This is a genomic window from Enterobacter cloacae complex sp. P6RS (assembly GCF_014982245.1).
Lineage (GTDB): Bacteria > Pseudomonadota > Gammaproteobacteria > Enterobacterales > Enterobacteriaceae > Enterobacter > Enterobacter bugandensis.
On the sequence record NZ_JADCLB010000004.1, the window covers coordinates 198,872 to 218,713 of the forward strand.

General features: G+C 55.9%; 27 protein-coding genes. 2 read left to right on the top strand and 25 right to left on the bottom strand.

What is annotated here, in order from left to right; genetic code table 11:
- Positions 1–36 precede the first annotated feature (36 nt).
- From INF73_RS03245 to INF73_RS03355, 24 genes are all read right to left on the bottom strand, one after another.
- On the bottom strand, positions 37–1,185 hold the full coding sequence (locus INF73_RS03245) for a phage late control D family protein (protein WP_193540981.1): 1,149 nt from the start codon (positions 1,183–1,185) through the stop codon (positions 37–39).
- Positions 1,182–1,646: a phage tail protein gene (locus INF73_RS03250; RefSeq protein WP_041908056.1), complete on the bottom strand. Its 465-nt coding sequence runs from the start codon at positions 1,644–1,646 to the stop codon at positions 1,182–1,184. Before INF73_RS03250 ends, INF73_RS03245 begins: the two co-directional genes overlap by 4 nt.
- 11 nt (positions 1,647–1,657) lie before the next feature.
- Positions 1,658–3,931 carry a phage tail tape measure protein gene (locus INF73_RS03255; RefSeq protein WP_193540983.1) on the bottom strand — a complete coding sequence of 758 codons (2,274 nt, stop codon included), beginning with the start codon at positions 3,929–3,931 and terminating at the stop codon, positions 1,658–1,660.
- The gene (locus tag INF73_RS03260) at positions 3,924–4,043 is read right to left on the bottom strand and encodes a GpE family phage tail protein (protein ID WP_041908052.1); all 120 of its coding nucleotides are present in this window, start codon (positions 4,041–4,043) and stop codon (positions 3,924–3,926) included. Before INF73_RS03260 ends, INF73_RS03255 begins: the two co-directional genes overlap by 8 nt.
- A 32-nt stretch (positions 4,044–4,075) precedes the next feature.
- Positions 4,076–4,378, bottom strand: a complete 303-nt coding sequence (locus tag INF73_RS03265) for a phage tail assembly protein (RefSeq protein ID WP_041908050.1) — start codon at positions 4,376–4,378, stop codon at positions 4,076–4,078.
- 56 nt (positions 4,379–4,434) lie between these two features.
- Complete coding sequence (locus INF73_RS03270) at positions 4,435–4,953, bottom strand: phage major tail tube protein (RefSeq protein ID WP_023309235.1); 519 nt, start codon at positions 4,951–4,953, stop codon at positions 4,435–4,437.
- Positions 4,954–4,964: 11 nt separating this feature from the next.
- Positions 4,965–6,152, bottom strand: coding sequence for a phage tail sheath protein (locus INF73_RS03275; protein WP_193540985.1), 1,188 nt, complete (start codon positions 6,150–6,152; stop codon positions 4,965–4,967).
- Between the two features lie 153 nt (positions 6,153–6,305).
- On the bottom strand, positions 6,306–6,926 hold the full coding sequence (locus INF73_RS03280) for a tail fiber assembly protein (RefSeq protein ID WP_226839418.1): 621 nt from the start codon (positions 6,924–6,926) through the stop codon (positions 6,306–6,308).
- On the bottom strand, positions 6,914–8,587 hold the full coding sequence (locus tag INF73_RS22015; protein WP_227412996.1) for a phage tail protein: 1,674 nt from the start codon (positions 8,585–8,587) through the stop codon (positions 6,914–6,916). The genes INF73_RS03280 and INF73_RS22015 overlap by 13 nt, the downstream gene beginning before the upstream one ends.
- Positions 8,588–8,598: 11 nt before the next feature.
- Complete coding sequence (locus INF73_RS03290; RefSeq protein ID WP_193540988.1) at positions 8,599–9,129, bottom strand: phage tail protein I; 531 nt, start codon at positions 9,127–9,129, stop codon at positions 8,599–8,601.
- A complete protein-coding gene (locus INF73_RS03295; protein ID WP_136343796.1) occupies positions 9,122–10,030 on the bottom strand; it encodes a baseplate assembly protein in 909 nt (302 codons plus the stop codon). Before INF73_RS03295 ends, INF73_RS03290 begins: the two co-directional genes overlap by 8 nt.
- 5 nt (positions 10,031–10,035) lie before the next feature.
- Entirely contained in the window at positions 10,036–10,386 is a 351-nt protein-coding gene (locus INF73_RS03300) for a GPW/gp25 family protein (RefSeq protein ID WP_045260135.1), read from the bottom strand.
- Positions 10,383–11,024 (bottom strand): phage baseplate assembly protein V, encoded by a 642-nt coding sequence (locus tag INF73_RS03305; protein WP_193540990.1) that lies wholly within the window; start codon positions 11,022–11,024, stop codon positions 10,383–10,385. The genes INF73_RS03300 and INF73_RS03305 overlap by 4 nt, the downstream gene beginning before the upstream one ends.
- A gap of 103 nt (positions 11,025–11,127) precedes the next feature.
- The gene (locus tag INF73_RS03310) at positions 11,128–11,595 is read right to left on the bottom strand and encodes a phage tail protein (RefSeq protein WP_136343798.1); all 468 of its coding nucleotides are present in this window, start codon (positions 11,593–11,595) and stop codon (positions 11,128–11,130) included.
- Positions 11,558–11,803, bottom strand: coding sequence for an Rz1-like lysis system protein LysC (lysC, locus tag INF73_RS22020; RefSeq protein ID WP_075202980.1), 246 nt, complete (start codon positions 11,801–11,803; stop codon positions 11,558–11,560). Before lysC ends, INF73_RS03310 begins: the two co-directional genes overlap by 38 nt.
- Positions 11,691–12,116, bottom strand: a complete 426-nt coding sequence (lysB, locus tag INF73_RS03315) for an Rz-like lysis system protein LysB (RefSeq protein ID WP_045260133.1) — start codon at positions 12,114–12,116, stop codon at positions 11,691–11,693. The genes lysC and lysB overlap by 113 nt, the downstream gene beginning before the upstream one ends.
- Positions 12,113–12,622 (bottom strand): lysozyme, encoded by a 510-nt coding sequence (locus INF73_RS03320; RefSeq protein ID WP_193540992.1) that lies wholly within the window; start codon positions 12,620–12,622, stop codon positions 12,113–12,115. Before INF73_RS03320 ends, lysB begins: the two co-directional genes overlap by 4 nt.
- Positions 12,606–12,827: an HP1 family phage holin gene (locus tag INF73_RS03325; RefSeq protein WP_045260131.1), complete on the bottom strand. Its 222-nt coding sequence runs from the start codon at positions 12,825–12,827 to the stop codon at positions 12,606–12,608. The genes INF73_RS03320 and INF73_RS03325 overlap by 17 nt, the downstream gene beginning before the upstream one ends.
- Entirely contained in the window at positions 12,818–13,021 is a 204-nt protein-coding gene (locus tag INF73_RS03330) for a tail protein X (protein WP_193357149.1), read from the bottom strand. Before INF73_RS03330 ends, INF73_RS03325 begins: the two co-directional genes overlap by 10 nt.
- 180 nt (positions 13,022–13,201) lie before the next feature.
- Positions 13,202–13,642 carry a DinI-like family protein gene (locus tag INF73_RS03335; protein ID WP_041908026.1) on the bottom strand — a complete coding sequence of 147 codons (441 nt, stop codon included), beginning with the start codon at positions 13,640–13,642 and terminating at the stop codon, positions 13,202–13,204.
- Positions 13,643–13,751: 109 nt separating this feature from the next.
- The gene (locus INF73_RS03340; RefSeq protein WP_193540994.1) at positions 13,752–15,941 is read right to left on the bottom strand and encodes a replication endonuclease; all 2,190 of its coding nucleotides are present in this window, start codon (positions 15,939–15,941) and stop codon (positions 13,752–13,754) included.
- Position 15,942: 1 nt separating this feature from the next.
- Positions 15,943–16,164: a TraR/DksA family transcriptional regulator gene (locus tag INF73_RS03345; RefSeq protein ID WP_193050875.1), complete on the bottom strand. Its 222-nt coding sequence runs from the start codon at positions 16,162–16,164 to the stop codon at positions 15,943–15,945.
- Complete coding sequence (locus INF73_RS03350) at positions 16,164–16,391, bottom strand: DUF2732 family protein (RefSeq protein ID WP_193540996.1); 228 nt, start codon at positions 16,389–16,391, stop codon at positions 16,164–16,166. The genes INF73_RS03345 and INF73_RS03350 overlap by 1 nt, the downstream gene beginning before the upstream one ends.
- Positions 16,392–16,459: 68 nt before the next feature.
- Positions 16,460–16,798: a DUF5347 domain-containing protein gene (locus INF73_RS03355; protein ID WP_048958928.1), complete on the bottom strand. Its 339-nt coding sequence runs from the start codon at positions 16,796–16,798 to the stop codon at positions 16,460–16,462.
- Between the two features lie 227 nt (positions 16,799–17,025).
- On the opposite strand from INF73_RS03355, the gene INF73_RS03360 reads away from it, so the two are divergent.
- Positions 17,026–17,601 (top strand): phage repressor protein CI, encoded by a 576-nt coding sequence (locus tag INF73_RS03360; protein ID WP_193540998.1) that lies wholly within the window; start codon positions 17,026–17,028, stop codon positions 17,599–17,601.
- 193 nt (positions 17,602–17,794) lie between these two features.
- A complete protein-coding gene (locus tag INF73_RS03365; protein ID WP_041908017.1) occupies positions 17,795–18,964 on the top strand; it encodes a DNA repair protein in 1,170 nt (389 codons plus the stop codon).
- Here the strand turns inward: INF73_RS03365 and INF73_RS03370 are convergent, their stop codons facing one another.
- Positions 18,965–19,729, bottom strand: a complete 765-nt coding sequence (locus INF73_RS03370) for a siderophore-interacting protein (RefSeq protein WP_193541000.1) — start codon at positions 19,727–19,729, stop codon at positions 18,965–18,967.
- Positions 19,730–19,842 lie beyond the last annotated feature (113 nt).

Genomic DNA, 19,842 nt, shown 5'->3' on the forward strand with positions numbered 1-19,842 from the left:
TTAATAATACTCAAAAACAACGTAATGGCAAATGAATTACTCTCTATCCACAGAAAATTTTTCGTCGGTGACGTTCAGCTCAAGGTTCAGCTGCGTGGTAAATCCACTCCCGCTCAGCGTATGAACCACTTCGCTGATGATCCACGCCTGCTCGTCAATGACTCGTTTAAAGCCGTTAACCAGCACCGGCGTTTCGGGAAACAGATCGGCTCGCCCCAGCGCCAGCTGGATAGAAAATTTCACGGTTCCCCGCTGAAGCGCGCGCCACTTCGCCTCCGCAGCCCTGAGCGCCTGCTCTTCAGACGCATACACCGTAGCAAGCTCAAACACGTTCTCCGCCGATCCCACCAGCCTCTCTTGCGGCTTCGGCTCCATGCCTTTAGCTCCCGACGCGGCGGCATCCGAATGCTGTAGCACCTCTGTGGGCTGCCCCCCAATCTGGCGATTAATACTCAATTGAGGATTCTGCTGTTTTGGATCGCGCGTTTGCAGCCATTTGGCCGTCACGCCGGAATAACTTTCACGGTCGGCGACGGAAAAAAGGTGCCGATCGCCATCCCCACGTTCAATCATCATTAAGGGAATCGCTGTGCCGCTGGCCGTCACGGCCTGGCCCGCTTTCATGAAAATGACCTTCCCGGCTTTGATGGAAACAAATGCACCATTGCGTTCGGCCAGGCGGGTGAGAAACGCCGCGTCAGTCTCCTGAGACTGGTCAATATGAGAAATGGCAATGGATGAAAGCCCAGCCGCAACGCTTGTGGTCAACTGGTTCCGCTGAGCGATAGTAGTGACTATCGCGCCGATCGTCGTGTCATGCCAAGACTGTTCGCGCCGCACGTTTAGCTTCCCACGAAAATCCGCGCTGCATCCCCGAATGGTCAGGGTGTCCGGCGCCCCCCGAAATTCAATTGTGTCGATCGTGAAGTTCCCTTTCGGCTGGAGCGGAGCTCCCTCCCACCCCAGCCATAAGGAGAGCGTTGCTCCCCGGGCTGGCAGGTCTAATAGCCCATCGGAATCATCCAGTTGAATATCCAGCTGATCGGCTTCCAGCCCACGTTTGTCGGTCATGGATAAACTGATAAGGCGGTGGCTGAAATTTTGCGTGATATCACGGTCGTTAAGCTTAAGCATAAAGTCAGGGGCGATTTTGCCGCCCGCCCGGATATTCATCTCGGCGATCATCCCACCAGCCCTCCAATGCTATTACGTGCGCTCGTCACCAGCTCTTCAGCCTGCGTTCTCAGATCGCCAAACATCTTCATCAGCGATTCGTCCACGCGTTTTAGCGACAGGGAAAATTCAATTTTTCGCGCGGTACCATCACTGTAAAAATCCGAATGCGTGTGCGTGACTTTCTCAATGATAAACATGCCGTGAATGATGCCGGTACCATCTATCAACGGCCATGCCCGCCCTTCATTCGCCATCAGCTCAACCGCCTTGAGAGAAAGCCGCCCTCCCGTGAGCTCCGGGTAAAGTACTCCGGTGAGGCTAAAGGAGGTCTCACCTTCGCCAAGATATTGCCAGGCTTTGGGCTTCCCGATGCGATCGTTGGACGCCCAGCGGTAGTCCTTTGTAAACTGCATTGTCTGATACGGTAAGGTTCGTCGTTCAAAGACAAACAGACCCAGCACCATTAACATTTTCTCTCTCCTCAACCATACATAAAGCTGGATTGCTGCCGTCTCGCTTTATCTTGTTCAATGTTATCTATTGCCTCCCGGATTTGACGCGTCAGATCCATTCCGGAGGCCGTGCCTCCCTGCAGCGTAATGTTGTACTCGCTTTTACTCTGATCGACGTAAGAGCGTCCCCCTGTGGCGATGGTTGGCTGATACCCCTGGTAACCGCCATAGGTCCCCGTACCCGGAATATAAGAGCTGCCCACAGGAGAGGATGCCGCTTCTGCTTTTGCCGCAGCGGAGTCGAGATTCCCCGACTCGTTTTTGATAAGACCGAGTTTCTCCAGTAGCCAGCTGGCCTTGCCGCTCAGGCTGTTAAATAGATCAAGCGGTGCCGTTAACGCATCGCCCAACGCCTGCCCAAAAATCACGCCAGCATTTTTACAGCCATCCAGCGTTTCCTGCGTCGCCTTGATCGGCGCAACCAAATCGGTGAACCATTGCCAGATACCGCCCAGCTTCTCCGAGATAGCATCAAATACCGTTATCACCGGTGAGAATATCGCCCCCAGCGGTGCGAAGGCCGTCGAAAGCCCTTCCATCACCCCGCCAAAGAAGGCGCTGATGGGTTCCCAGTATTTAAAAATCAGCAAGGCTCCGGCGGCAATCGCCGCGCCAAGGGCAATCACCGGCCAGCTAAGGGCACCCAGCACCGTCATGATGGCGCCCCCCACTACGCTGAACACCGTTCCCAACATCCCGGCCGCGGTAATAACCATATTGACGCCCGTCAGAACCGGGGCGATAACCGTTCTTACGCCGCCCAGTACGCCAGCAAACGCCTGCGCGCCGACAACAATGCTGGCCAGGGTCTGCGTCAGCTCAGGGTTGGCATTCACCCAAAGGGTGGCCGTGCTGAGCCAGCCGGTTGCGGTTGTTATCAGGTTGCGGAGAGCGCCATCTGCTTTATCGAACACGTCAATCTTCAACCCGCTCCACGCGGCCTGGAATCGGTTGATATCGCCGTCAAGATTATCGGTCTGAACGGAAGCCGCGAGCGCGGTACTGCCCTTTGCCCCCTGCAGCTGCTTACGTTTTTCATCAAGCGATCCATCACCCGCGGCGGACGCCCCTGCGGCTTTTATGGCATCCGGAGTCTGAACATGGCGCAACATCGCGCTGAGCGCGTCCCCGGCGGCAGCACCGTACATCCCCTTTTCCGCCAGAACGCCAAGCCGCGCCGTTGTCTCTTCAAGCCCGATACCGGCGGCGTCTGCGGCTGGCGCAGCGGCGTTCAGGGCCGCCGCCATCTCAGCGAGGCTGGTATTTGAAGAGGTAGAACCGCGCGTAAGCACATCTGCGATGCGTCCCGCGTCCGCATCGGCCAGGCTGTACGCGGCCTGCGTGCTGCTGATAATATCGGCCGCTTTTGCCGCGTCGACATTCCCCGCCAGGCTGAGGTTGACCGTTGGCGCGGTGGCCGCAAGCAGCCCATCGGCGTCATAGCCTGAACGGGCCAGTTCGCTCTGTGCCCGGACGACCGTATCTGCAGGTACTCCGGTCCTGATACTGACCTCCCGCGCCTGCTGGCGAATGGCCTCAAGCCGGGAATCCCCCTTATCCAGACCAAGGTTTGCCTGAATGGCAGACATCTGCTTTTCAAAGCTGATGCCAGGCGCCATAAAGCGGGACGTCTGGTCAAAGCCCGCTTTTGCTATGCCTACACCCGCATTAGCCAGCTGCTGCACCCGCGCGACAGCGCGCTTGCCTGACTCGTAGCGGTTCTGAACGGTACTCAGCCGCTCCTGCTGCTGGTTGACGCGGGCCAGCGCATCCCGCTGCCGGTTAAGCTGCTGCGTTTTTTCGCTGATGTTGGTTCGTAGACGACGCTCGTCCGATGAGAGCGTACGCGTGTTTATTCCCGCCTGTGCGAGCTCAGCACGTTGACGCTGTACCGAGTAGCGTAAGCTGTTGTACTCAAGCTTAAGATCGGCTGCCGATTTTCGGGCCGCGGACAGCGCATCAGCCTGTGCCTGGGTGGGGTTTTGCGTGTTTTTAAACTGCACCGCCAGGGCCGCTGCCTGCTGTTTCGCCTGAGCAAGGGACTGCTCCGTCATGGCGAGCTGGCCGTTTGCTTTCCTGAAGCCGTTGATACGCCCCGCCTGCTCATCGAGTGCCCCGAGCGCCACCTGCGCATCGCGGATATCGTTCGCGAGAGTGAGGCTGGCGTTATGGAGAGCGTTAAGCGGTCGGGTTGCCCGGTCGACAGCCTTAAGCAATTCCTGAAGTCTGACATTATTACTCATGGTGGTTTCCGCTTCGCTGCAGCGCTTTTTCGCGCCATAAGAGGAGTTCGGTCACGCTCAGGGTGTACAGCTCTGACGGCGGCCAGTGAAATATCACCGCGATATCCGCCATCAGATCGTCGACCGACAGATTTTCAGGAAATTTCAGCGAGCCGAAGCCGGTGACAAAAAACCGATCACCTTGCCAGCAAAAGAGAGCAGATCGCAGGCATCCAGGCGCGCAACCTCATGCTCGGTCAGGGCTGGCGAGGTCATTCGCGGCAGCACCTTGATCAGCGCATCTACGTCAGATTGCGCCAGCGACGCCAGAGATACCCCTCGTAGGGTCCCTGCATTCGGTTTTGAAACGGTCACCTTTTCAATTTTTTGCTCACCTCGCTGAACGGGGCTATCAAGCGTGACGATATGTGGATTTTCGTTCATGGCGATCTCGTTGGTATTTTCCATTTCGTTACTCTTCACAAAGTTAACTTACCGGCCGGCGATCCCGGCCGGTTAAAGGGTTACAGGCCGATGGCCTTACGGTGTTCTGCCAGGCGATCGACACCATCGACTTTCAGCACCATGTTGATGATGTCGATTTCGATGATCTCTTTGCCATCAATGGTCAGCTGGTAGTAGGCGCACTCAGTGGACATTTTGGTGGTGCCGCTCTCGCCCTGCTTGTTTTCACCACCATCAAACTCTTTATGACGACCGCGCATGACGATTTCGACGGCGGAAATTTCGCCGGTGTCATCGCGCTGATAAGAGCCGGTAAAGCGCAGCGGCACGCTGTCCGCGCCCGGAGAGGCATACTGCGCCCACAGCGCGGCGTCCGGCAGACCGCCAACGGTCCACTCCAGCGCCAGGGCATCATCGTCCAGGCCGAGATCGACAGAGACCGAGCCGGGCATACCGCCGCCGCGATACTTCTCCAGCTTGCGAGTAAGCTTCGGCAAGGTGACGGACTCAACAACGCCCATGTAGCTCAGGCCATCGTTGAACATATTCAGATATTTCAGTTTGCGTGGTAACGCCATGCTTCAGCTCCTTAGCTATTAACCGAATCTGACAGGTCTGCCAGATAGGTATCGGTGATGCGCTGGCGAAGGGTCAGATTTTCCAGCGGCGGGACAGGGGTGTAGTCATAATCGATATACAGTTTCCCCGCTTTCAGGCTTGATGCGTCGTTCGACTCAGGGTCATACCAGCAGGAGCCGTCGACGATATAGCCGTTGGTTTTCAGCTCGCGGAACTTGGCATTAATACCGGAGACGATGTCGCGGATAAGCGTTGGCGTGATGGGTTTATCCATCGCCCACGCGTGCGCTTCCGCCATGGTATCGGCCAGCACCTGCGCGGTACGGGTGTAGTTTTCAAAGACGAATAACGGATCGTCTGAGCAGGTGCGGTTACCCCAGAATTTGAAGCCGTCGTTGCGAATCAGCGTGGTGACGCCAGCCTGGTTAAGCAGGTTCGCGTCGGTGGCCTGTTCCTGCAGATCCCAGGAGACCGAAGCGCTTACGCCAGTGACGCCGTTAACGCCAACGTTTGACAGGGTTTTATGCCAGCCCATTGTCTGATCGATTTTGGCACGTAGGCCAAGCGCACGGGCGGTCGCCCAGGCCATTGTCGTCGCATTCGTAGTGGTATCCCACGCCAGAAAATCAGGGTGGATAACCATCAGCTCGCGCTGGCTAAAGTTTTTGCGGTAGTTGATCGCCTCAGAAATGGTTTTGCACCCCCATGCGCTGACATAGCCAAACGCGCGCAGGCTCTGGCACGTGGCGGCCAGAGCGGTCGCGACTTCCTGAGAGTCCAGCCCCGGTACGCCGAGAATGCGAGGCTTAACGCCGGTCACCGTTTTCGCCGTGAGAAGCGCCTTCAGACCGGTGTATTTACCGTTTTCATCGGTGGTACCGATGATGTTGGAAACGGTCTGTTTGCGGGCCTCTTCCGGGGTCTCTGCAATGCCTTCAGCCACGCGAACAACCACGACAACCGGTTTACACTGGTCGGCGATCGCCTGCAGAGAAGCGGACAGCGTCCCCGCCTTGCCGGCTTTCGCAATCGCAGTTTGTACGTTGGTAATGAGCACGGGCTGGTTTAAAGGAAATGTCTTGTCGTCAGCATCGCTGGCCGTACAGACCATGCCGATGATTGCCGTCGAGACGGTGGAAATGGTGCGGGTGCCATCGTTGATTTCGATAACTTCCACGCCGTGGTGATAGTCGCCCATCCGGTTAACTCCTTCGTTTAGTGGTGAGGCTATTGTCTGTGGAGCGCGCGATTGATGCGACGTATTGGGGTTGGGGAAAGGATTACACAACAAACGAAAAACCCTCCGGATGGAGGGCTCAGGCCATTCTGGCAAAAAGCACGGCGTATCGATTTATAATTTTGTTTCAGGCAGAGGCGGCCAGACCGGTTTATCAACATCGACCCGACTCAGAAGCACACGGTATTTCTTCCACTCCTGCAAGTTCGCTGTTTCTTCCTCAGTCGCCATATCCAGCTCAACCGCATCCTGCAGCGTGGCGATGACGTTATTTGCCTGAGTCAGCAGCTCCAGTTTATTGCGTTGTGCTTCTGCTGCATAATCCACCGGCGCGGCAGTAATTTTGCCATCAACAAAAAGAAACGCACCGCCTAATGCTTTCTCACCCGCAGCGGTAAATACATCCGGTACACTCTCTGGCCCGATTTCAACGACAATCTGATTAACCGGAAAAATCGTGCTCGCATCATAAGAGAAATGAACGATTTCTTTCGAGTCAGGATTGAAAGAAACTTTCAACGTTTCTTTTGAAAGTTTCTTAAGCCACTGATACCAGTCATTGCCATTTTCATCTTTCAGAAAAACAACATTCATTTCCGGTGATTTAGCAACATAATATAATTCGAGCTCCTCCGGCGTAAGTTTTGCCACTTTCGCTGGAGTATATTTTCCCCATTTTTCTAATGGGTCATATTTTTTAAATACACCTGATTGCATTGTCATTAAGCCACCCATGCCGTATACCAGTTTCCGCCGATGTTATATTGGACATAACGATATAGCACCGCTGTGTAGTTTGTCTTTTGCTGCACAGCGGTGACAACAGCACCATCTGGAGCATATGCAAACGTGTTATCGTTATTCCCGTTGGTTGCCGTTCCTGATGAAGCCAGCCTCATTCCCCCTTGCAGAAAGTTAGCGACAGTCCAGGCTTGTGTTGAAAAGTTCCCGTTGACCCATGCAGTAGTTGCATAAGGGCTCAAATCCTGCTGGGGCGGCGGGTTATTAGGTGAGTAGACTCGCACACCTGGAGTATCGAACAATCCACTCCCAGCCTGAATTAACCCTTTACTGCTAATATTGCGCTCAGAACGCAAATCTCCGGATGTTTGTACGTAATTTGAATAAATACTACCTACAGTAACTAAATTACCTGCAACTCCAGTATTCCCGGAAGGGTCAATATTAAAAAGATTCTTATTATTCAGCCAAATCGAGAAACCTGTCGCGTCAGTGCTATTACCTCTGGTAAGGCCAATAGCCATTGAATTATCGTACCATTCAAACATAGCACCAGAGACTATTCCTCCCGCACCAGATGGCTGAGCGCTAATAAGTTTCGCCGAGTTTCTTTCTGTTGGCACGGTTCCTACACTACCAAACCGGAGAACGCCATTGTAATCTCCCCCTTGTGCAGATACCGCACCGATTTCAGCAGGTGTGGGTTTGTGGTCTGCGTCATACTGCATTCTCCAGCCTGACCAAACACTGTTGTAAAACGTACGGATGTAGGAACCGGAATTAGAATATATCCGATAAACCTGTGTAATACCTGCATGTTTGTAAACTTCAAGCGAACCAGCGGCAGGTTCTGGATAGTTCTTCCCGGAAGCAGCCTGAACATTTGCAGTTTGATAGTAAAGCCCTGGTGTTGTCAGAGTATTGAGATCTATGGCATTTCCAATGCTAACAGCCTGACCATTAAAAATATCTTGCGCGGTAATACTAATATCTTCCGTCAGCGGTCGCCCGTTAACCTTCCTTCCTGATGGCACGCGACCATTAGCATTGTCATTCGCCGCCTTAACCGCTTTCGGCGTTGCCGCCAGCGCTTCAGAGGAGCTATCAGTCGCACTACTAAGCTGAGTAAACCCTTTAGCCGTTAGCGTTGCATCAGGATGGCGACGAGACTGCTCATGTTCTTCAAGCTTCTCATCAACGTACTCCTGGGTCGCCATTACCGTAGACGTATCTATCGAGAGTTCGACTGACTCAATGTCGCTTACCATGATGACCATACGCACGGTCTGCGCACGTCCGGAACCTTCCGCCAACAACGGCTTATAGCTTTCTGCCATGTTCCCAACGGCAATCAGTGTCCCCGTGTCATCATAGAGGCCCATTTCTCGCATCCAGAAACCACCGGTTTCAGGCGGAATGAGCAGCTCCGCGATCACATAATTTTGATGCTTGTTATCCTGGCTGATTTTATTAAGCGCGTGGCGCCAGACTTCATTAACCAGCTTCGTCTGCCCGGCATCAGGCACCGGCAACGTGCCCCCACCGTCACCCACCGCCATCGCCGTAAAATTCACTTTCTTGCCGTTCGGGACGGTCGCTGCAGCCAGTTTTTCGGCACCGGCTTTGGTGATAACCGTTTTATATTTCACTGTCATTGTGCTCTCACTTATTCGGGATAAACCGTGATGATGTCGCCGTCATAGGCCAAGGCGCCGGTATAGAGATAACCCGGAATGTCCTGGATGATATTCAGGCCAATAAGGTGGCGGCTGGCAGGCTTTGCATCAGCAACCAGCCTCTCCATTTCGTAATACATTTCCTCGTTAATACCGGTGTCCAGCACGCCAATATCAAGGCGAAAGGTGCCGGGCGGATCGTTGGTTTCCCACCACTCGGTGACGTTGATCAGATAGCCAAGCGGCTCCACCACGCGACGCACGGCGCCAATCGTCCCTTTGTGGGCATGGATAAACCACGCCGCGCGGATCACGTCCCGCTTGGTGGCTTCCGGCCAGCTCTCGTCCCAGCGGTCAACCGAAAATGCCCAAGCCAGCCACGGCAGCAGATTCGCCGGGCAGGTGTCCGCGCTCCAGAGATGACGCAGCGGAACGGGCGTATTTTCGATGTCCGCACAGGCGCGCGCTGCCGCCACTTCAAGCGGCGATGAGCCAACCGGTAAAAGACGGGTGTTACTCATCGTTGCCTCCCACGGTTACGCTGTAGTGGCTGCACCATGAGGCCTGGGTTTCATCAAGCACGATGTCAGCCGCGGGTGCGGTCAGTTCCACCCGCTGCACCCCTTCCACGTGAAGAGCGGCGTAAATGGCAGATTTGCGAATATCGCGTCCAAGCCGATGCTGAGCCGTGATATAGGCCTGTAACCGGGCTCTTGCCGCATTGAGTACCGGCTCGCTTTCGGGGCCGGGAAAAAGAAAAAGCGATGCTTCAATGCTGTAGTCAACTATTTTGGCCGACTGGACGGTAACGCGGTCGGCAACCGGCCTGACGTCTTCATCGTTTAGGGCGTTACGAACAATAGCGATCAGCTCTTCAGACGCTATGCCGTTATTCTCCCGGGAGAGTACGGAGATCGTGACGTTCGCCGGCTGCGGGCTGATGACGGAGATGTCCGCTACCCGCCCATCGGCACTGCGGCCATGGAACTGGTACGCGCCAGTCGAGCCCGCGACACTCAGCCCTTCCGGGGCCTGCTGGATGCGCAGACGAAAATCGGTATCGGACTCCATCACAGCCGGCGTGGGCGGAAATGTGGTGTCGTCGGCAGGGGCGATCACCAGACGCGCAAGGTTAGCGTTTGCCCCAATCTGGTCCAGATCGCTGCCCGCTGCATAGGCCAACATGACCGCACGCGCGGCCTCGTTAACCCGCTGACGCCACATGACTTCCCGGTAGGCATTCTCCTGCAGGAGCTTCACAATCGGCTCTGACTCCAGCGTCAGCGTCCGCGCAATCGCCTCTCGCTCCTCTTCCGGATAGAGCGAGACAAAGGTGGCCTTTCGTTCTGCCAACAGCGTTTCATAATCCACCTCCTCCACGACATCAGGCGCGGCGAGCTGGCTCAGATCAACAATAGCCATAGCGTTTAACTCAGTGAAATGGTGATAGAAAAGGATTGTCCGGAGGTCGGGCGCGTGCCGGTGATATCAACATACAGCGTCCCGTCGTTCTCCGAACGCTCGAAAGTGATGGCCGTCAGGCTTATCCGCGGCTCCCATTTCTGGATGGCGGAATAGCAAGCGGACATGATTTGCAGGCGCAGCGCCGGGTTCTGCGGCCTGTCGATCATCGCCGCCAGCAGCGAGCCGTAGTCCCGGCGCATAACCCGCGAGCCAATCGGCGTGACCAGAATGTCGCGCACGCTCTGCCGGATGTGTTCAGCCTCTGAAATACTCAGCCCGGTCTGCCTGTTCATTCCCCTGTATCGCACCGTCATTGTGTCCCCTTAGTCCAGCTTCCGCCGCTTTGCACGCTGCCGTGCGCGTGGTTGTCCACCTGCACCCCGTTGGAGGTGAATTTACCGCCGGAATGCTCAATATTTCCGGCCATCACACCGCCCTGCTGCACTTCAAGAGAGGCGGTAATTAACTTGTTGGTACACACCACTTCAGGCGTATCCAGCGTGATGCGGGAAGTTGACGTCACCCGCACCTCCGGCACGGTGGCGGTGAGCGATTCAGAGGCGGTAATATCGGCCGTTTTAATGCCTGCAACCGTCAGCGCCCCGCGACCGGGTTCGTACTCAATCACCGCGCCGTCAGGAAACGAGACGTGGAAGGCATCGGGCGACCCGGACGGCGCCGGATGGTCGTCAGAGAAAATGCCGGGCAGCACAAAGGCGGTATCAAGCTCGCCTCCGATGGCCAGCAGCAGCACCTGCTCGCCCTCGGAAGGCGCCCACCAGACGCGCGAACGTCCCGCACGACAGGTTAGCCAGTTCAGCCAGGTAGTTTTCATCCCGCCGGTCTGGACACGACAAAGCCCTCTGTTGAGGTCAACCTCGGTCACAACACCGATACGAATCAGATTGCGGATCGCGCGAGCGATACCGTTCATGGAAGTTAATGTATTCATGAGAAGAGAATGCCGTTCAGAGAGAACGGCAGCAACGAGACGGGGTTTTATGCGGGATGAAACAACACGCTGTACAGACAGCGAGCTCTCGGCGCGGGGGAACTTACGCCTCCCACTGGCTGACCAGCTCACCGTTGATGTACAACGACGTCGGACGTGTGACGGGCTCCGGCAGCGGCGGCTCCGGGGAATACGTCGCGTACAGAGCGCTCTGATCCTGGGCAACAAGCATGCGCTCGGTTAATTGCAAACTGATGCTGATATCCATCGTATCGTCATCGTTTAAGACGATCGTGAAGGAACATCCGTTTTTACGGCCTTCATCAAGGGTAAAAATGTCCGGCTGGTTTTCCCGAAGCCAAGCCAGCACGGGAACGAACAATCCCTCGCTGTCGCCGGTGAAACCGCTGACCTTTGCATTCAGTTGATAGTGTTTTTCAAAGGAGAGCGAGGAGGCCAGGCGGGCGTCAATATGCCCGCTTCCGACCGACATCTGCAGGCGTTCCGGGCTAGCGTTCAGTTGGGGGATCGCGTCAATTAATGCCTGGCGCAGGCTCTTGAGTTTGTGCATCGAATTTATCCTGACAGTTTTTAATGGTTTCAACCTGCAGCGCGCAGGCGATAAGGGCATACTCAAGCCTGCGAATATCCGCGCTGAGATCGCCGTTAGTGGCGGGTTCGCTGCCCGGCATCGGGCAGAGGCTCACCTTCGGGCAGGCGTGGTAAACAATGGGCTGCGGAGGCGCAGGCGGTGCGGGTGTGCAACCTGCGGACAGCATCAGGCAGCCGAGCGTTATACCAGCGGCGTAACACTTCATTTTCATTAAGTAATCTCCCGATAGTCGCTTCCCGTTTCGCGCTCTCCTCACCCGCAGTGACAAGCGCCTCACGGAGCCTGACCTGGGCGTTTTCGTTTGATCGGGCAATCCGTTGCGACAGGGACAGCTGATGGTTAAGCGTGGCGAGGGCATTTTTTTGCTCGCTGGCGACCCGGTTAGCCGTAGCTAAAGAACGGGACAGGGTCAGGTTGTCATGACGGAGCCACAGCGTGATGGCCAGCAGCCCGGCCAGCGCCAGCATGAGGGCTCTCATGGCAACCCCTTCGTGCACCATGCCTTCTCGCGGACACGGCGATTTTCGAGCCCGGTATTTTTAACGCCGTTGACGTACACCCAGCGGGTAAGCTGCTCGCACGCCTGCGACCACTGTTTACGCTTGATAAAGGACACCAGCGTCGAACGGCAGGCAGCGCCTGCGCCGACATTAAACGTGAAGCTCACCAGCGCGTCGTAGACCCGAGGCGGCATCTCCACCGGCGCGCACGCCGCCAGCCGCCGCTCCACGTTGAGCACATCAGCGACCAGGTTTGCCGCGGCCTCGCGTTCGGTAATATCCCGCGTGGGCACAACGTTTGCCGTGTGGCCAATGCCTGACGTCCATACGCCGGCGCTACACCGGTAGGGCGAGAGGCGGCATCCTTCGAGATCGGCAATCAACGCCAGCCCATCCGGGGAGGTTTTCAGTAACCGAAAATCAGGCATCAGCACCGCCAGGGCCAGCACGCCGGCGACGCTGCAACGCTTAATGATTGAGTTCACGAATGCTCTTCTTATCGAGGCCAAGAGATTTGAGATAGCGCCAGGTTTTTCGCTTAAACCAGTAATTCGTCAGCGCGGTAAAAATGGCGCAAAGACTTCCCACGTACAGCGCGACTTTGTCAGGAGACATCGCCCCGAACCAGGCCAGCGCCACGGCCAGCCAGTAGGCGATAAACGTGGTGATTTTCTCCAGGCTCAGTCCCATAGGTTTACGGATTCTTTTGTGGGGGCGCTATCCACCTCCGGTATCTCTACCGGCGTTCCGTGAGGCAAGATAACCCCTAACTCCGCGAGACCAGAGTTGGCCTTCAGAACGGCTTCAACGACGCCAGCCGTGCGCCCATAAAAGCGGGCGCAAACGGCATCAAGCGTGTCCCCCTGCATTGCATAGATCTTCATCAGTCGCTCCCAACATCCGGTTTCCAGGTACTGAAGAGTTTCCCGGGCCAGCAGGCTTTTCGCTATCGCTGACGGATGGACGCTCGCGGACACAACAAACCATCCGAGGGAAGCGAAGCGCGGTTCAATGGGAACGTAAAAATCTAATGAGGGTGTTCGGTCCGGGTAACAAAACCGGGTTTAGCGCCAGCTCTCGTCTTCCCAGACTTCCCGGAGAATAGTGTCCAGCGCCTCGCGATCGGCCTCTTTTTCAAGCCCCTGGAGCTCTACCCCCGTCACCGAGCCTACTCTCACGGTCACCCTCGTTGACGGAAACAGGGACCCTATTCTGCGGGTCAGTTCGCACTGAAAGGCTTCGGCGACGGACTGGCCAGCCAGCCGATCTTTATCGAGAGTAATGTTCACCCGAACGTTACTCTCTTTTTTGATTCGTTCCGGAACAGGCGATGCCGAGAAAACAACGGTAAAGGCGTTGTTCTTGATTAAATTTCCCCGCGCAATCTCAGCAATCAAATTCAGGGCAATCTCACGATCTCTTTCCTGACACGTTCCTTCTGTCGTCAGCCGAGCAATCATCTCGACTCGTTCAATCATGACCTGCTCGTTCAACTCTCTGTCCACACAACCTCCACCACGAGATACTGTATAAACATACAGTAGCATGTATTCATAAAAAGAGTGAAGCGAAAAATCAGAACATTTAACGGTATGTACATGATATCGATAAAGATTAGCGTACTCGACTGGTTAACAGATCCGTTAAATACCCAATACGTTCAAGGATTTTCCGCGCCTTTTCCTGATAAGAACACGCTGCAGGAAATAGCGTTCCGTCAGCTGCGCCCCTGCACCATTTGTCGTTAAAACGGCTAACGCCTCCGGCCATAAGATGCAGGGCCTCGCCCCGGCTGATGGCTATCCCGGTGGCGAGCCGTATCTCGTCAATCACCTTCTCTGGTACCCCGTTCTGCGGGTCGCTCGCGAAAACGATGGGCGACGTAGCGCCGGGGCGGATGAATTTGATGCGTTCGGTTAATGCCCGTCTCGCACGCCGGCTTAGGGGCTGAGACAGATCGTCCTGCGTACAGTTATTGACAGAACTCCGAGAGGGCTCAGGCGCATTCTTAATTTCCGAGGCCCTCTTCGGCACAATTTTCCACTGGGTGAGCCGGGTGACAATCGGGCTGCCCGCGCCGACGGCGGAGTCGTACACGCCACGAATACGGACCGTTTCCTCGCCGTACTGGTTAAACCCGGCGCGCGGTCCATACAGCGTGCGCACCTGTAAATCATCGCGACGGACAAACGGCCCTCCCTGCGCAGTAACGTAACCCGCCCAGTCACCGGCGTCGGCGGCATCATGGACGGCGGCAAACTCAACGCTCAAGCCGCGCGCGGCCTCAGTATCCGCCATACGTCGCAGCTCGCGGTAGACCGTTACCGGCGCGCCGCCGATGAACTGAAACTGACGAATGTGCCAGCGTCCCGCCCAGGCCGAAACGGCGGACGCCGTCTCCTTCAGAAGTCCGCCGCTTTCGTTATCGGTCTCGCCATCGAGCGCATAGCCGTCGATATTCTTTGAGATGTATTTGGCTATGTAACCGGTAGCACTGCCTTTCTTAGGATCGATCGCTTCCGCGTGAAAGCGCGCTCTTATGGCACTTTCGCTCTGCAGCTCAACAGCATCCTCCTGCCGCGCGTAATCCCCGATAATCTGGCGAACGCAGTCAACATCTTCCGGCAGCATAAACATCAGCATGTGCCAGTGGGGCGTACTGTCGTGATGGGGTTCCGCAACGCGGATACCAAAAATACGTCGCCCGTCCCGGTGGAGTTTTGCCCGGATACGTGCCCAGAGACGGGTAAAGTAGCCTTGCGTATCCGCCGGGCTGGCTCCGTTCCACTTAGCGTTGGGGTAGCCCGACTTCACGGTCGCGTGATACTGCGCGGGCGCGGTTAAGGTATAGAACTCGCCCACGTAGCCCAGCGCCTCACAGATATTTTCAAAACCGCGGATGCGGGTCATCAGTTCACAGCGGCGTATCGCCGGGTTAGACACCGAGGTATCGTATTTTTCAATCAGGCTGATGCGGTTGCCCTCTTCATCTTCAAGCTCCATGCCCTTGAGAAATTCGCGGGTGCGGCGCTTCTGCTCGCGCCACTCGGTCACGCAGCGCCTGCTCGCATACGCCGTTCTCTTTTTGCTGACGTTGCCGAGGGCAATCTGCAAATGCTCGCGCCAGGCCGCCGCGATACGGCGCAGGCGCCCGCGCCACCACACCTCGGAAAACATGCGGATCACCGCCGAGGCAACGTCATCTTTGTTGAAAAACGTCTTTGACACCCGTTCCCAGTGGGGAGGCGAAACGTTGAACTGCCGGGCGATCAGTCCGGCGCGCTGGTACCAGACGTAAAGCGTCCGGTATTCGCCCATCTCAGCATCGTTAATATTCGCCAGCTCGCCGCGAATAAAGCTGGCGATATCTGCGGCCAGCAGGTCGATGTCCGCGCGGGACATATCCGGAAGACGGTTATAGCGCGTAACCAGCTCAACCATCCTCGAAGCGAGGTATTGCAGAATCTGGGTGTCGAAATGGTCATTAAACACGGCCCTGGAGACCGTATTGTGCAGGCCCTTGCAGGCATAGCGTTCAGAGACCAGACGCAGGCGGGGCAATATCCTTTTGCAGAAGCGGATCGAGAAAGCATTAGCCTTCAGGCTGCCCTGATGCTGCTCGAGGGCGTCAATCGTGCGCCAGACCTCGAAGCGCACGCAGTCAGGCTGCTGTGAGAGGGCAATTCTTGCCTGCTGCAGCGCCGCGAAGAGGCGATCGCGACGCTGCTGTTGGGTGTGCGTGAGGTAAGGGCTGGCAATGGCCGACCGTGGAGCGTTCCACGGATAAGCAAATGACGTCGCCAACTCATCCTCCCCGGACGTGTTTATTTTTCATCTCCGCGATCTCCTGGCATGTGATGCACAAGGCCACTCCAGGTACCGCCTTTCGACGCGCCTCAGGTATCGGCGCATCGCAGTCCTCGCACAGAAAACGCGAAGGCAATGCGGGTCGCCTGCGGGCACTGTTAATGTGGCGCTCTCTGTCTTCCTGCTCGCGCGCCTGCGCAAGATCGATAAAATCGGCCATCAGTGCAGCTCCTGTGATTCACGCTCGTAGCGGGCTGCCTCGTGGCACAGCAGTTCGGCAACGCCCTCTCCGCTCATGCCGGTTTTGCAGATATGGCTCGCCAGCGCCTCCAGGCGCAGGGAGACCGCGAGGGCTCGCGCGCATCGTTCCTCTGTTTTAGCCTCCATCAGCAGGCGTTTCAGTTCTTCACTTCCGATCGGATATGGGCGGTTTTCACTGTTTCGCATCACGCGTTCTCCTTAATTTCAGGCAATAGGCTGCCCGGCGGGTTTACGCCATTAGTTTTTTGGTTGGGTTAAATCGGCATCGTCAGCCGTTCAGGAAATAAACTCACAACGGCACGAAAATGATTCATGGCGTTAATTAGCGCCCGTTTCTCTTCGGTCGTCAGCTCGCTGATATCGCACTCATGACGGGCTACGGGTAATCTCGCCAGGTAAAAGATGGCGGCCAGCGCCCTGCTGTTCTCCTCAAAACAGGGATCGCGCTTATCGCGCAGCTCGGCCATAAACCGTGCCAGCTCTTTTCCGCTATCGCTCCCGTATCGGGCGCGCAGTTCAGCGACGTGGTTAAGCCCGTTAAGACGTGCTCCCACGCTAAGTGGAACCCTTGCATGGGCAGCTTCTATCGCCATATCTCCCCTCGCATAAATTCACGCACGCTAATGTGCTGAAAACGCTCATAGCACGGCATTTTCCGCCGTTTGATGATTGCGATTTCACAAACCATGCTGCAAAATTCCCATTTTGATAATGTCTGCAATCATTAGCCTCTGTTTGCCAACTTCTGCCGCTGATTGCTCGAATTTGCAATGATATTAATACCCAAATGAGTATTAGTAAACACCCAAAGGAATATATTTTGATGCTGGATTCTCAAGTGAATAATGAAGAGTTACTCGATAGAATCTGTCAGGTATATGGTTTCACGCAGAAAATCCAGCTGGCCCGGCACTTTAATATCGCCGCCAGCTCGCTTCAGAACCGCTATGCGCGCGGTACCATCTCTTACGACTTCGCGGTTCAGTGCGCGCTGGACACCGGTGCCAGCCTGCGCTGGCTGATGACCGGGCAAGGTGCGCAGTTTGAAGGTAACCCCGCATCGGGCGATCCGGTTTCAGTTTCGGCATTCACACTTAGTGATGGTAAGCTGGAAGAAAATACCATTTTGAGCATCGATACCAGTTTCTTTAGCAAACCGCTGGCTCGCGGCATCGCTGTTCGGGCGGAGGGAAAGCTTCACTTTATCGAAAAAGAGGCGTCGTTAACCGACGGCCTTTGGCTGGTCGAGATTGAAGGCACCGCCAGCATCCGCGACTTAACGCTGTTACCGGGCAAAAAACTCCACGTAGCGGGCGGTAAAGTTCCGTTTGAGTGCGGTATCACTGAGATAAAAACGGTGGGTCGCGTGGTGGGGATCTACAGCGAGGTTATCTAAGGGACAGAGCAGGAAACAGTGAAAACGAAGCCATTTTGCGTATTCGCTTTCCTGCTCATATCTCATACCTCACAAACTGCAAATCTAAAGAAATCCCCCATCGCGCCGATCATCATCCGTGTGTATTATTTCCTGTAGCTTTTACAACAACTACCCTTAACTCAAATACTTAAGCGCCAAAGCGAAAGGCATCATGAGCACACCGATCAAACGGCTAGAAATCATTAAAAATGCCATTGAACTGGAAGATGACGACATCATCCAGAGCCAGCTGACACGCCTGAAAAATGAAGCGTTTGACGATGAGCTACAGGCAATCGTCGTGGCGCTTGAGGAAAAGAACTATACCTCGGCCATGGCGGCCATAACCGCCTGGCTGCAGGGCCAACGCGCCGTGACCCAGTGGCGTGACCCACAAGTAGCCGCCAGCAAGCTGGAGCTGAAAGCGCTGGAAGAGCGTCTGCGCGATCTGATTGACCGCCGCAACGCGCGCGTGCAGCAGCTTGATGAGTTCAACGATCTCTATTTCTCCCGACTCGGACCGCTGATGCAGCAGATCCTCGCCCTGCGTAAAACGCTGGCGGAGCTGAACCTGCGTCGTCAGCAGGCAGAGGCACGTCGTCGCGAGGAGGATTACCGCCGCTGTCAGCGCTATATGGCGCAGGCGGTGGAGGTGCTGGCGACGCTTACCCAACGCTGGCGCGATCTCCCGGCTGACTCCGTCCAGGCCGCTCAGGCGCGTAAGCATCTGGAGCAGCAAAGCAATCTGATTGCCAACCTGCTGGCCGAAGCGCTCGAACTGGAAAGCGGCTTAACGCGCGAAGAGGAGCCAGCGCGTCAGGCGCGCGACGAGGCCAACGAAGAGTACGAGAAGTATCGCGAACAGCATCACGATGCCGAAGTGCGGCTGCGCAAGGGCAAGCATCTCTCGGAAGAAGATCAGAACGAACTCAAGCGCCTCTGGCGGCAGGCGAGCAAGCTCTGCCATCCGGATTTAGTCGCAGACGATCTGAAAGAGGAAGCCAACGCGATGATGGTGCAGCTCAACCAGGCCAAACAGCGCGGCGACGTCAAAACCATTCGCTCGCTGGTGGCCCGCCTGCAGCAGGGGTTCGAGCCATTGATGGCGAGCGACAGGCTGAACGATCTGGAGCGTATCCGCAAAAAAATGGCGCAGGTCCGCGAGCAAATCGACACCTTAGTGAACGAGCTGGCGGAGCTGGAAAAAGAGGAGTCCTGGCTGCTGGTCTCGTCGCTGAGCAATATGGAAGCGTACTTTGCTCAGCAGGAGAAAGCGCTAAAAGAGGTATGCGCCTCGCTCGAACACCAGGTTAACGAAGCGCAGATGGATTCGGCAGCCTGATTATTTAGCGTGCCAGTATGCGCTGGTACGCACCAGATGCTGGTCAATTGCGTTGGTTTCAAACTGGCGGCTCAGGCTTTTTACCACCTTCCCTTCTCCGGTCAGCCAGATAAAGTAATCCTCCGCCGGCACGGCCAGCGCCGCCAGACGGTCAGCCACCGCATGCTCGCTGTGGCCCACCACCCAGGTGATGTTGAAATCACTCAGGTGCGCCAGATAGTCCTTATAAGATTCGTCACCTACGGTCACCACCGCGTGAATCTCCGGACAAACCGGCAGTTTAGCAATGCTCTCTAAACGTCGACGCAGCGCCGGCATGCCGGACTCGTCGCACACGTACAGCTGCCAGGCGTAATCCTCCGGCACTACCAGCGAACCGCGCGGGCCGCCGATCGTCAACCTGTCGCCCACCTTCGCCTCGACTGCCCAGCCGCTGGCAATCCCGCCGTCATGAATGAAGAAATCGAGCGCCAGCTCATGATTTGCCTCATCGTACAGCGGCGTATAGTCGCGCGCCTGTGGACGTACGCCGTCGCCCCAGTCGATGCCTTCATCGGTGACCTTCGGCGGGACAAACGTGGTGCCAGGTGCAGGGAAAAAGACTTTGGTGTGGTCGTCGAAGCCGCGGGAGCTAAAGCCCTCCAGCGCCTCGCCGCCTAAAACAATGCGCTGAAAGCCTGCGCTAATGCGCTCAACGCGGCGCACCGTCAGCTCGCGAAAGCGCAGGTCATTACGCACGCGCTGTGGGTAACGGGTAGATGCCATTTTTAGCCTCTTCTCTGGTGAATACGATATATCGGAATTGATTTTCAAATGATAATGATTACTAATCAGTAAAAAAGCAAGATTTTTTAGATTGCATCTGAATATATCTTAGA